General features: G+C 36.2%; 14 protein-coding genes. 6 read left to right on the top strand and 8 right to left on the bottom strand.

Annotated features, from left to right (window positions below):
• Positions 1–2: 2 nt before the first annotated feature.
• Positions 3–1,361 carry a M28 family peptidase gene (locus J2786_RS03380; RefSeq protein ID WP_047431402.1) on the top strand — a complete coding sequence of 453 codons (1,359 nt, stop codon included), beginning with the start codon at positions 3–5 and terminating at the stop codon, positions 1,359–1,361.
• A 329-nt stretch (positions 1,362–1,690) separates the two neighbouring features.
• On the opposite strand, the gene J2786_RS03375 is transcribed toward J2786_RS03380, so the two are convergent.
• Positions 1,691–2,143 (bottom strand): hypothetical protein, encoded by a 453-nt coding sequence (locus J2786_RS03375; protein ID WP_156121430.1) that lies wholly within the window; start codon positions 2,141–2,143, stop codon positions 1,691–1,693.
• A 655-nt stretch (positions 2,144–2,798) separates the two neighbouring features.
• Here J2786_RS03375 and J2786_RS03370 point away from each other — a divergent pair.
• Complete coding sequence (locus J2786_RS03370; RefSeq protein ID WP_142015312.1) at positions 2,799–3,029, top strand: hypothetical protein; 231 nt, start codon at positions 2,799–2,801, stop codon at positions 3,027–3,029.
• 180 nt (positions 3,030–3,209) lie between these two features.
• Here the strand turns inward: J2786_RS03370 and J2786_RS03365 are convergent, their stop codons facing one another.
• The 5 genes from J2786_RS03365 to J2786_RS03345 all read right to left on the bottom strand — a co-directional run bounded on the left by J2786_RS03365 (position 3,210) and on the right by J2786_RS03345 (position 7,193).
• Positions 3,210–3,431, bottom strand: coding sequence for a hypothetical protein (locus tag J2786_RS03365; protein WP_156121432.1), 222 nt, complete (start codon positions 3,429–3,431; stop codon positions 3,210–3,212).
• A gap of 144 nt (positions 3,432–3,575) precedes the next feature.
• On the bottom strand, positions 3,576–4,151 hold the full coding sequence (locus J2786_RS03360) for a hypothetical protein (RefSeq protein ID WP_047431411.1): 576 nt from the start codon (positions 4,149–4,151) through the stop codon (positions 3,576–3,578).
• Between the two features lie 167 nt (positions 4,152–4,318).
• Positions 4,319–5,356 carry a peptidylprolyl isomerase gene (locus tag J2786_RS03355; protein ID WP_238594424.1) on the bottom strand — a complete coding sequence of 346 codons (1,038 nt, stop codon included), beginning with the start codon at positions 5,354–5,356 and terminating at the stop codon, positions 4,319–4,321.
• A gap of 82 nt (positions 5,357–5,438) precedes the next feature.
• Positions 5,439–5,951 (bottom strand): FKBP-type peptidyl-prolyl cis-trans isomerase, encoded by a 513-nt coding sequence (locus J2786_RS03350; protein WP_047431418.1) that lies wholly within the window; start codon positions 5,949–5,951, stop codon positions 5,439–5,441.
• Between the two features lie 171 nt (positions 5,952–6,122).
• Entirely contained in the window at positions 6,123–7,193 is a 1,071-nt protein-coding gene (locus J2786_RS03345; RefSeq protein ID WP_047431422.1) for a branched-chain amino acid aminotransferase, read from the bottom strand.
• 85 nt (positions 7,194–7,278) lie between these two features.
• Between J2786_RS03345 and mnmC2 the strand changes: the two genes are divergently transcribed.
• Positions 7,279–7,953 (top strand): tRNA (5-methylaminomethyl-2-thiouridine)(34)-methyltransferase MnmC2, encoded by a 675-nt coding sequence (mnmC2, locus tag J2786_RS03340; protein WP_047431425.1) that lies wholly within the window; start codon positions 7,279–7,281, stop codon positions 7,951–7,953.
• Between the two features lie 208 nt (positions 7,954–8,161).
• The gene (locus J2786_RS03335) at positions 8,162–8,578 is read left to right on the top strand and encodes an NUDIX hydrolase (protein ID WP_047431428.1); all 417 of its coding nucleotides are present in this window, start codon (positions 8,162–8,164) and stop codon (positions 8,576–8,578) included.
• Positions 8,579–8,599: 21 nt separating this feature from the next.
• On the opposite strand, the gene J2786_RS03330 is transcribed toward J2786_RS03335, so the two are convergent.
• Positions 8,600–9,304 (bottom strand): DUF4294 domain-containing protein, encoded by a 705-nt coding sequence (locus J2786_RS03330; protein ID WP_047431430.1) that lies wholly within the window; start codon positions 9,302–9,304, stop codon positions 8,600–8,602.
• Positions 9,305–9,355: 51 nt separating this feature from the next.
• Here J2786_RS03330 and chrP point away from each other — a divergent pair, with 51 nt between their 5' ends.
• A complete protein-coding gene (chrP, locus tag J2786_RS03325) occupies positions 9,356–10,429 on the top strand; it encodes a chryseobasin maturation metalloprotease ChrP (RefSeq protein ID WP_047431432.1) in 1,074 nt (357 codons plus the stop codon).
• Between the two features lie 340 nt (positions 10,430–10,769).
• Complete coding sequence (gene rpe, locus J2786_RS03320; RefSeq protein ID WP_047431435.1) at positions 10,770–11,420, top strand: ribulose-phosphate 3-epimerase; 651 nt, start codon at positions 10,770–10,772, stop codon at positions 11,418–11,420.
• A 211-nt stretch (positions 11,421–11,631) separates the two neighbouring features.
• Here the strand turns inward: rpe and chrI are convergent, their stop codons facing one another.
• Positions 11,632–12,117 (bottom strand): chryseobasin maturation helper ChrI, encoded by a 486-nt coding sequence (chrI, locus tag J2786_RS03315; RefSeq protein ID WP_310023971.1) that lies wholly within the window; start codon positions 12,115–12,117, stop codon positions 11,632–11,634.
• Positions 12,118–12,137 lie beyond the last annotated feature (20 nt).

Below are 12,137 nucleotides of genomic sequence, written 5' to 3'. Positions count from 1 at the left end.
CAATGAAAAAGATACTAGGAACTTCATTATTACTTTTTGGAATGGTCGCTTTTGGCCAGTCTAAAGAAGATTCTATCCAGTTCAGAAAAATTTCCACAGAAATCCTGAACAACGGAAAAGGATATAGTGAGCTGCGAGAGCTTACAAAAAACATAGGTCACCGTTTAAGCGGATCAGAAGCCTATGAAAAATCGGTAAAATGGGCAGAACAAAAACTTCGCGAAGCCGGTGCTGATAAAGTATGGCTTCAGGAAGTGATGATCCCGGTATGGGAAAGAGGAAAAGAATCTCTGAACATCCAGACTTCCAATGGAAAATGGAAAAGCCTTAAAATGCTTTCTCTTGGAAACTCTGAAGGAACCGGCGGAAAAGATGTTTCCGGAGAAATTATCATGGTAAAATCCATGGAAGAATATGACAAACTCCCTGCTGAAAAAGTGAAAGATAAAATTGTATTCTTCAACTATGCTTTCAGCCAGTCTTTTATAGAAACTTTCAAAGCCTATGGTGACGCTGCAAAATACAGAACAACAGCCGCTTCTTTAACGGCTAAAAAAGGAGGAAAATTTGCCATCGTAAGATCTCTGTCTTCTGCTTTTGATGATGTACCTCACACAGGAGCAATGCGCTATGAAGACAAGGTTTCCAAAATACCTGCAGTAGCGATCGGAAGTACTACCGCAGATGAACTGGAAGCTTTACTGAAAAAGCAGAAAGTTACTGCAAAACTCAATTCCAACTGCGGAATGAAAGGAGAAAAGCTTTCCCACTCTGTTATCGGGGAAATTACAGGTAAAAAAGATCAGAGTGTAATTGTTGTCGGTGGACATCTGGATTCCTGGGATGTTGGTGAAGGTGCTCATGATGACGGAGCCGGAATTGTGCAAAGCATTGAAGTATTAAGAACCTTTAAAAAGTTAGCTATTCCAAATAACCATACCATCAGGGTGGTCTGCTTCGCTAATGAAGAAAACGGGGTAAAAGGTGGAATTCAATATGGAAAAACAGTAAAAGAGAAAAACGAAAAACATCTCTTTGCGATAGAAACAGATGCCGGAGGTTTTGCCCCAAGAGGAATTGCCCTGGATATGGATGATGCCAAAAGAAACCAGATCAAAAGCTGGTCAAACCTTTTCCTTCCTTACGGAGTTTATAATTTTGAAGAGCGTTTTTCAGGTACAGACCTTTATCCTCTTCACGACATGGGAATTCCTGCTGCTGAGCTGATGCCGGATTCTCAACGTTATTTCGATATTCACCACACGGAAGAAGATACTTTTGAAAAGGTGAACCGAAGGGAGCTTTTACTGGGCGCCACCGCTTTGACTCAGATTATTTACATGATCGATAAAAACTGGTAACAAATAAAAAAAACCGTCTTTAGAGGCGGTTTTTGTTTTTTAATGGTGCTTTTCATTATTTCAATTCAATAGGAACGGGCTATCATCCTGAGCCTAGATCAAGCGAGCCTCGTTTATCTTTTATGATTATCTCCCAAGGGCTTTAGCCAAAACTTATAGTGATTATTTTTTATAACCACGGATTTCACAGATTCACACAGATGATTGTTCCTGTTTTTTGATAAATTGATTGCTACGATTCTATTTGTGAACTTTGTGCGAGATATTTGTGGCATTTGTGTTTTAAAATTAAACATGATGATGCCATTAATAAAATATATCCTACAAAATTATCCTTTGAGATTTTTAATTTTACGTTTACACAAAAAATTTCTCCACAAAAAGTTTCTCCAAACATGATGTATCCCACCTCCAGATTCCCAATTGACATCAAATTTCTCTCCTTCTAATGCATATCCAGGCATTGCAATTTTCGAATGAAACCTCGGAGGATCATTTTTTATTGCAGCAAAGTAATCAGCATCAAAATTTGATTTTCTGTAATATTGAATTTCTAATATAGTTTCTTTTGTATTTGCCCGAAAAATATACAGAGTAACATCATAAAGATCATTAAACTCTTTTTGTAAAATCTCCACTGCTGAATCTAAAGTGAGTAAGTTTTTTGAATTATTTGCCCTATTCCGGGACATATTATGTTCAGTGGAATTCACTCCTTTAAAATCAGACAGAATGAAAAACAAGTTGGGCGAAATACTATTCCAACAATTAATTTTCGCCAACCCTAAAAGATTGGTTATACAGATATTGATGCTGTCTTTTAAACTTTCCCGATGCACGTTCTAAGTAATTTTAAAGTATTTTAAATATATAAAAAATAATTGCACCGTAATATTTTCTTTGTTTAGAACAACTCACCCTTAAAAACAGAAAATTTTTCTTTGTTTAAGGAAATAACAGAAGAAAAAACGCATCACCACTGATCTCATCAATCCCGTGAAACAAAGTGTTAATCGCAAATTCCGGACTTTGGCATGATATTAGCATGTTATTTCTCGAGAAAAAATTAAAAAAACACTAAGGATGAGAAAAAAGGTTTTCTGTGGATTTTCAGTTTTTCCACTGATTCAAGTTCATATCTAGTATATGAATCCTTTTTTTTCTACGATGCCGTAAAAGATACGGGTTCGTGATTAATTAACCCCCGTTAGTTTTTCACTGCACTTTTGCACCCCGTATCTGACTGGTATCACAATAACAGGAATCTTTATTGATTCAAAAAGAACAAAAATATCCCGGACTTTCAGCCCGGTGTTATGATATAAATAAATGGCAAAGTCATCGTGAACCTTAGCCCAGTAAAGGAATTTATTCTTTTTACCGTGATGAGTGCGCCTTTATTCTATTAATTAATGTATAACCCTTAAAATGTTAGTAATGATGAGAGCCTTTTTTGAAATGATTTTTAAGAGAAATGAAGATGCTGCAAAATTGAATGTATGGAGCCTATTGCTGGTGTTAAGTTTTGCTGCATTTTCAGTGTTGGTATACGCCTTAAAACCAAGCTTTAACAGCTTAATTATATACCTGACGGCATTTGCCGCTTATATCGGGTTTGGCCTTGTATTCATCAGTTCCTTAGCCGGAACGAGTATGAAGAAAAGATAACAGAACATATAACTTTCAATTTATTTTTACTGAAAAAACCGCCCTGTTTGGGGCGGTTTTTTGTTTACAATTCTCCCCCAATTATTACATCTCCAAAAATAACATTCATTACTTCCAATAAAAAAGCCACTCCATCCGGAGCAGCTTCCGATAACAAAGTTATCTTAACATCGTAAAAACTTATTCTTTAAACAGATCCTTCATCATTTCTTCGAGGATCTTTTTTGTTTCTTCTTCAATCATCTTTCCTGATTTTTCAACGAGATCTTCCCTGAAAGGTTCACAGCAGGCTTTTATTCCAAAACCTTCTTCTGTTTTTACAAACTCCGGATGCATACCGTGTTCCTGGCAAACTTCGGATTCTATTTCCTTCTTTATCTGATCGTAATTCAGGTCAAACATATTCTTTTATTTGTTCTTTTAAGTGCATGATAAAGATAGAATTAATAAAGCCTTGCCGAAATCCGTATTTCTACGGTATTTTGAGGAAACAAAAACCGACTTTTCACGACGGTATTATTCTATGAAAAATTATTACTTACTCTTTTAGAATTTGTCCAGAATTTTCTTAGGTAAGATTTTTACCAGTTCTTTTTTATATTCCTTTTCAAGAATTACGAACTTCCATGCCTTTTTATTTTTTGAAACCGCACAGGCTTTCATATTGGCATTGATGAGATACGAACCTTCATTGGCCAGATATTTCACATTATTTGCACCATATTTAGCTGTTAAAGCACTGTTCATTTTCTTTTTCATGTCATCGTTTAATGAACTGACATTACATTTCAGCTTCAAAAAATAATGGGTAATAGAAAAATATTCCCCGGTAATGAGTTCAGGTTTTTCAATATTTCCAAACTTCAGATCCTGTACTTCAATTTTCATGAATGGATTATTGTAGGTCATATTCAAAATCTGCGTCATCTGCTCTTTTGAAACTATCGTGAAAAATTTTGGATATATGCAGCTTACCGCACGATCTATCTGTTTGGATTGAATGCTGTTGACAAAATAAGTAAGTGATTTTTTGATTGCTGCATCGTCAGGATTTGCTTTGGTCTGGGAAAAAGCCATCAACGACAGCATAATGAACAGAAAGAGGAGTGATTTGGTTTTCATGATTTAATGGTTATTATAATTTGAAGATTACTTTACTGGAAAACAGTTAATCTTTCCAGATCATAAAATGTGTCGTAACCTGTACGCCAATCGTTACAGAATGTATTTGAACCAATAAAAAAAGCCATCCTTACGGACGGCTTTTTGATAATATCTTGAAGATTCAATTATTTTACTTTTACAAGCTCAACATCGAAAACCAACCATGAGTTTGGCGGGATCACTCCTCCTGCTCCTCTTTCTCCGTAAGCCATTGCAGGCGGGATCAATAATGTAGCAGTTTCACCTTCTTTCAACAACAGAATACCTTCATCCCATCCTTTGATTACTCTTCCCATTCCGATTGGAATTTCGATAGGCTCGTTTCTTTTGAATGAAGAATCAAATTCGGTTCCGTCTACCAATTTACCTGCATAGTGAACAGATACGTTGTCACCAGCTTTTGGAGCTTTACCGTCAGCTGTTTTTGTGATTTTATAGTAAAGACCTGATTCAGTTTTTTGCATACCAGCTTTTAGGTTTTCCACCATTTTCTCCTGGTTAGCTTTGAATTCTTCTTCTCTTTTCTTCTTTTCAGCCTCTTCTTTAGCGATAAAAGCTTTATTATTTTCTGCGATTTTAGCTTTTCCTTCATTGAAAGTTTTAGCTGCATCGTAGTGTTTGTATTCATCACCTTTGCTGAAAACAGAAACTTTTTCTAAAACGATATCAGTTTTAGGTTTATCCTGGGCTCCTTTTTCAACGTTAGCAATAGCATCAATTACATCGTTTCCTTTTACTACTTTTCCGAAAATTGTGTGTCTTCCGTCTAACCAAGGTGTAGCAACTTCAGTGATGAAGAACTGAGAACCGTTGGTATTTGGTCCTGAGTTTGCCATAGAAAGAACACCTTTCCCTGTGTGTTTAAGGTCGTTTCTTTCGTCTTCGAATTTATACCCAGGATCTCCCATTCCAGTTCCCTGAGGATCACCTCCCTGGATCATGAAATCTTTGATTACTCTGTGGAAAATAGTTCCGTCATAGTAAGGAACTCCTTTAGCCTTAGCTTTGTTGTCGATTTTCCCTTCTGCAAGACCGATAAAGTTGGCTACAGTTACTGGTGCTTTCTTGTCCTCAAACTTTACAATTAAGTTACCTTTTGTAGTTTGAAGATTGGCATAAAGTCCGTCATTAAGACCTTCGTAAGTTTCTTTGTCTACGTTCATTTTTTTATAAATTGGGGTACAACTCATCAGCGAAATACTTGCCGCTGCCAGAATTATATTCTTGTTAAACAATTTCATGTATTTATAAAGCTTTTAATTTTATGATTAATGGAATGTCGTTGTCTATTTTTTTTTCGTCTCCGTAAGTTCCGTAGGCTAAAGAAGACGGTACCAAAAGAGTTACTTCCTCTCCATCATGTATAAAACGCAAAGCGTTCTCCACTGCTCTCAGTTCATCAAAGTGCCCGAATCTGGCATCTCTTCTCTCAAATGGCTGATCATAGATTTTAGTCTGGTCAAAATCATACAGATCATAAGAATAAGAAATCAAAGTCTCATCTTTCCTTTTTTCTCTCTGATCATAGCCTTCCACCGTTACCCAATAATTAAGCTGCGTAGGATAATACTTCACAGACTGACCGCTGATCCAATCCTGAATCTGCCCTCTTTCTATGACATTCAAATTTTTCATCCTGTTCTTAGAAACATCCAGATCTTTTTGGCTTAAAACACCGCCTACAGGAGGATGGGCCGTCTGTGCATTTCTGTTGCAGCTCAACAGGCTTATGGCTGATATGAAGAGTATTTTTCTCATAAACTTTTGCGAAAATACACATTTCGTGAATCAATTACAAAACTTGACACAGAAATATGTGAATGTTGTAAGGTATTGATCTCCGCCGAAACGCTTCGTATATTTTACACAAATACATAGATACGAAAAAGCCGGGGAAAACCCGGCTTTCATATCGTTATATCAACACTATTATACTGTTTCCAAAGCGTGATCTACCATCACTCTCCATCCGAACGGATCTTCAGAAAGGTTGTTTTGAAGGTCTACCAGATCTTTCTTAAGAAGAGCTGCATAGCTTTCTTCATCAGATAATCTTGGAAGCTCAAGTTTTTCACCTTGATATCCTAACGCCTGGAATTGAGTGGTTACTACAGCTGTACCTACTCCCCATACTTCTTTAAGCTCACCGTTCTTTAAAGCTTCAATAACTGTTTTCACAGGAATCGGCTCTACTTTTACTTCAATACCTCTTTTCTTAGCTAGCTGGATAAAGCTGTCTCTTGTTACTCCGTCAAGGATCTTTTCAGATGTTGGAGGGGTATAAATGGTATCGTTAATTCTTACAAATACATTCATTGTACCACTCTCTTCGAAATATTCGTGAGTAGCATCATCTGTCCAGATGATTTGCTCATATCCTTCTTCAATTGCTAACTGAGTTGGATAGAAAGAAGCAGCATAGTTCCCTGCAGCTTTTGCAGAACCTACTCCTCCGTTTGCAGCTCTCGAATAGTGATCGGAGATTTTCACAGATACCGGCTCAGAATAATAGCTCTTTGCAGGTGTTGCAACAATGGCAAACATATATTTATTAGATACTCTTGCTTTCAAAGCTTCTTCAGTAGCAAAAATCAAAGGTCTGATATAAAGCGACATTCCTTCCCCCTGTGGAATCCACTCTCTGTCAATATCTACCAAAGCTTTCAATCCGTCTAAAAACATTTCTTCAGTCACTTCCGGCATGGCAAGACGCTTCGCTGACTTGTTGATACGTTCAAAATTCTTTTCAGGCCTGAAAAGGAAAACCTGCCCGTCTTTGTCTTTATAGGCTTTCATACCTTCAAAACAAGCTTGTCCATAGTTTACTCCCATCATGGCTGGGGTAAATGGAATCGGACCGTAAGGAACTAATTTTACATCACCCCATTTTCCGTTTTCGTACTCACAAATGATCATATGATCAATAAAAGTACCACCAAATGAAAAATTGTTAGGGTCAAATGTAGAAATTCTGGAGTTTTCAGTTTTTTGAATTATCATTTTTTAAAATTTTTACGATGTTCTACAAATTTAACATAATTTTCTAAATATAAAAATTTTAGAGTAAATTTGACAAAAAAATAGCTTGAAAAGAGAAATAAAGACCACCAACGACGGTAGCAAAACATTGTTTATCAATGATTTAAATGAAAACTACCATTCTCATCACGGAGCCCTGCAGGAAGCCGAACACGTGTTTATTAAAAATGGACTAAATTTAATAAATGATTGCGAAATTAATATTTTAGAACTCGGTTTTGGAACAGGTTTGAATGTTTTGGTAACAATTAATGAATATTTAAAAACTGACAAAAATCATGTCATCAATTATTTTTCGCTCGAAAAATACCCCATAAATGAATCCGAAGTTAAGGATTTGGCTTACTTTGAACTTTTCGATAACCCTGAGTTTAAAAATATTTATCAGAAAATTCATCTGGCAGATTGGGAAAAGTCAGTAGAAATCATTAGTGGATTCAATCTAAAAAAGATAGAATGTGACTTTTTCGACCTGAAAGACATTGACTTGCCAAAAATCAACCTTGTTTATTTCGACTGTTTTGGAGCCCGAGTACAGCCAGACTTATGGGAAAAGCCATTATTTGAACTCGTTTCTGACAAAATGGCCATTAATGGATTATTAACCACCTACTCTTCTAAAGGCAGCGTAAGGAGAATTCTTCAGGAATTAAATTTCCAGGTGGAGAAAAAACAGGGACCTCCGGGAAAAAGAGAGATGATTAATGCAATTAAATTGTAACATGGAAGCTTGAGGACAGAAGCTGAATGGTTAGAACCAGCTGCTTAATTAATTTTGATTTTTTATTTTAATAATAATCAATTAAGATACGTTGAGCAGTATTATTAAAAATAGATCGTATTAACTTCCAGCTCCATACTTCCTGCTTCCAGCTTTTTCTCAACAAAATTCCTTACATTAGCTATACAAAATATTATACATTATATATATGATAGATAAGATCAACATTAGAGTGTATGCGTGTGCGGTAAAAGACAAACAAGTTCTGACCCTATTTGAAGAATATGCCGGCGAACCTTTAATGAAATTTCCGGGCGGCGGATTGGAATACGGTGAAGGAGTACTGGAATGTCTGCATCGTGAGTTTGATGAAGAACTGAATGTAAAGATCAATATTCTGGAACATTTCTATACTCAGGAAAACTTTCTGGTATCCCGTTTCAAAGAAAATGAGCAGCTTCTTACCATATATTATATAGTAGACATCCTCAACGAGGAAGACTTTATTATTTTGGATCCCTGCATTGAAAAAACAGAATGGATTGATATCGACAGGCCAGACAATCCTTTTCCTCTGCCAATAGATAAAATTGTATTCGATAAATTAAAAGAAAAATTCCTGTAAGATGACTTACAGGAATTTATATTATTTCTTTACTTTAAAATCATTGGCTCCGGGATAAGGTTGCAGATAGCCTGAGTTCCAGTTAGATTGCAGTAATGATTCTATAAATTCATCACTTCTGTTAGTGTGAGGATCATAACGTTCTTTCAGATCAATATCAGCCATTTTTCCCTTTACATTCCACCAGAAAGCACTCCATCCTCCTCTTAATTCTTTGATAATTTCAAATACATTTTTTCCGGTTGCCCTGTTCATCAGCTTTGCAAAAACCTGTCCTTCGGTAGTAGTAAGATCTCTTAGTTGCTTTTCATATTGATCTGCAAGCATATTCTGTCTTTCTCTTACAAACTTTCTTTTGGCCTTGCTGTCCAGATCAGTCATATCTTTCTGGATATCCCTGTACTGCTGCAATGCGGTAACAAATAACGGATATACCCTGTAAAGTTTTTTATTCAGAAAATAATAGTAATTCTTATCCAGCTGGTTATTAAATCTCGGTTTATTCACTAAAACCAACTCATCCAATACAACTACAGGCTCCCCATTGATTTCATACACCTTAATCTTCTGCTGTTCGTCATAATAATACTTATTGCCAAATTCATCCACTTTCAGGGATTCAGGCGGATATTGGTTGAGTGGTTTTGCCACTATACCATCCTTCTGGCCAAAAACACTGACCCCAAAAAAGAAAACAAAAAGGCAGATAATCTTACTAAAATTCATTATTTTTACACTTATAAGAAGAAAAATTAAACGCAAAAATCATTCCTTTTTATGAAATTTGAAAAGAAATCTTTGAAATTTTTAGAGAAATATTTAAACACTTCATCACCAACAGGTTACGAACATAAAGGACAGGAAGTCTGGATGGACTACATCAGACCCTATGTGGACAAAATAGAAGTAGATCATTACGGGACCTGCTATGGGATCATCAATCCGGAAGCTGAATTCAAAGTAGTGATTGAAGCCCATGCTGATGAAATTTCGTGGTATGTCAATTATATTACGGATGACGGATTGATCTACGTGATCAGAAACGGAGGCTCTGATCAGACGATTGCTCCTTCAAAAGTTGTGCATATCCATGGTGAAAACGGAATTGTAAAAGGAGTATTCGGATGGCCGGCTATTCATACAAGAACCAATCAAAATGAGCCTACTCCAAAAATCGAAAATATCTTTATCGACTGTGGTGCTACTTCTAAAAAAGAGGTGGAAGAAATGGGGATCTATGTAGGATGTATGATTACTTACCCGGATGAATTCTTTGAAATGAACGACAGATATTTTGTCTGCAGAGCCCTGGACAACAGAATCGGGGGTTTCATGATTGCTGAAGTTGCGAGACTTTTAAAAGAAAATAAGAAATCTATCCCGTTCGGACTTTATATTACAAACTCTGTACAGGAAGAGGTAGGTTTATATGGAGCAGATATGATCGCTGATACCATCAAACCGAATATTGCTATTGTAACCGATGTTACCCACGATACTACCACTCCGATGATTGAAAAGAAAAAAGAAGGAGATCAGAAATGTGGAGCCGGGCCGGTTGTATTCTTCGCACCAAGTGTTCATCATACCATCAGAGAACTAATTATTGACACTGCAAAAACCAAGAAAATTCCTTTCCAGAGAGCTGCAGCCAGCAGAGCTACCGGAACTGACACAGATGCCTTTGCCCATTCTAACGGCGGCGTACCAAGTGCTTTAATTTCCTTACCTTTGCGTTATATGCATACTACAGTTGAAATGGTATCTAAAGAAGATGTAGGTAATGTGATCAAACTTATCTATGAAACAGTTCTTAAGATCAAACCGGAAATGAAACTGAAGTATCATTAATAAAAATGAGAAACGTCTTTTATCATCTGATCCGGAAACCAACTTTTATATCGGTTTTAACAGCTGTCTTTTTTAGTTACATCATTTTTTTAGCTGTATATAAAATATTTGATCCTCCCAAAATAGGGTCGGCATATAATATGATCCTTGAGATGTTGGTAATTGTCAGTATTGTGCCTTTAGGATTATTTATAATTGACAGATTATTAGTTATTAAAATTAACAATATCAAATTAACAATCATGGAGGCTATTGTATTGGGAGGTATTTCCCTGTATTATTTTTTGGTTGTTAATCCATTTTAAAGAAAGAAATCTAAGTAAAAGTATAAAAAGTAAAAATGAAAACGAAGCTTATTGCTCCATCCCTATTATCGGCAGACTTTGGGAATCTGCAAAGAGACATTGAAATGCTGAACAATTCTCAGGCCGACTGGTTCCACATTGATGTCATGGACGGAAGATTTGTTCCTAACATTTCTTTTGGTTTTCCGGTAATGAAAACCGTTCAGCAGCATGCTAAAAAATTTGTAGATGTTCACCTGATGATCGTGGAGCCTGAAAAATATGTTGATGAATTCATCAATCATGGTGCTGATCTTGTTTCTGTACATTATGAGGCATGTACTCATCTTCACAGAACCATTCACCACATTCAGAGTAAAGGAGCAAAAGCTGGTGTTGTTTTAAACCCTTCTACTCCGGTATTAATGCTTGAAGACATTATTGCAGATGTGGATCTTGTATTGTTAATGAGTGTAAATCCAGGATTTGGAGGACAGAAGTTCATTGAAAATACCTACAAAAAGATTGCAGAAACGAAAGATCTGATCTTGAGCAATAATTCAACAGCGCTTATCGAGATAGATGGTGGAGTAAATCTTGACAACGCTTCTAAATTATTTGAAGCCGGTGCTGATGTTCTTGTTGCAGGAAATGCTGTTTTCTCAGCTGAAAGTCCGGAAAGAACAATTGAACTTTTAAAGATATAAAAGAATCAAAATACTAAACAAAAGGCAGCCAATGGCTGCCTTTTCTCTTGTTTGGAAATTTAAGTCGTCCTGGTTATAATCTTTTTTCAATGTATTGAAAATGCTTAAAATTGTCTTACTAACTACACAAAGATCCGAATAAAACCATACGTACACATCCGTAGAAATACTTAATTTATTAGTAAGTATTTTCACTTAATCCATTATATTTTCATACTTCTCTGTTCCAGATACAGGCGCAGACCACAAAAATGATAGAAACTACTGAAAATACAGTTCTTATATTATTCAAAAAATTCCATCTGTTTTCAAAATTATCCCGCAACTGCCTGATGGCTTCTGCTGTAGAGCCGGATATATCAAACTTATCCAAAGCATCATTCATCGGAACATTTCCGGCAACGGTTACTCCAAAAACACCAATCAGATAAGCTAGAGTAGCCAACAGGAGAAAAATAAAGACAGGCTGCTGCCCCCGGAACAAAAACGTAGATAAAGGAAGAAGAATAACTGTTCCCATAAAGCTCATAAAGAAAACAGGGTTCAGAATTTCGCGGTTGATATTCTGCATCGCTTTGAGATATTCTGTATCAGAAAGTTTTCCCAGGCCGAGAACAACGGAACACGAATAAGCATAGAAAAGTCCTCCTATCAGAGCAGTAAGGACGGCGGTAATGATCAATATTAATGTTGTCATTTTCATATATTTTGATTTTG

This window comes from Chryseobacterium vietnamense, assembly GCF_031454475.1.
Classification (GTDB): domain Bacteria; phylum Bacteroidota; class Bacteroidia; order Flavobacteriales; family Weeksellaceae; genus Chryseobacterium; species Chryseobacterium vietnamense.
The sequence above is the reverse complement of the archived record's forward strand: the minus strand, read 5'-3'. Positions and strand labels throughout refer to the sequence as shown.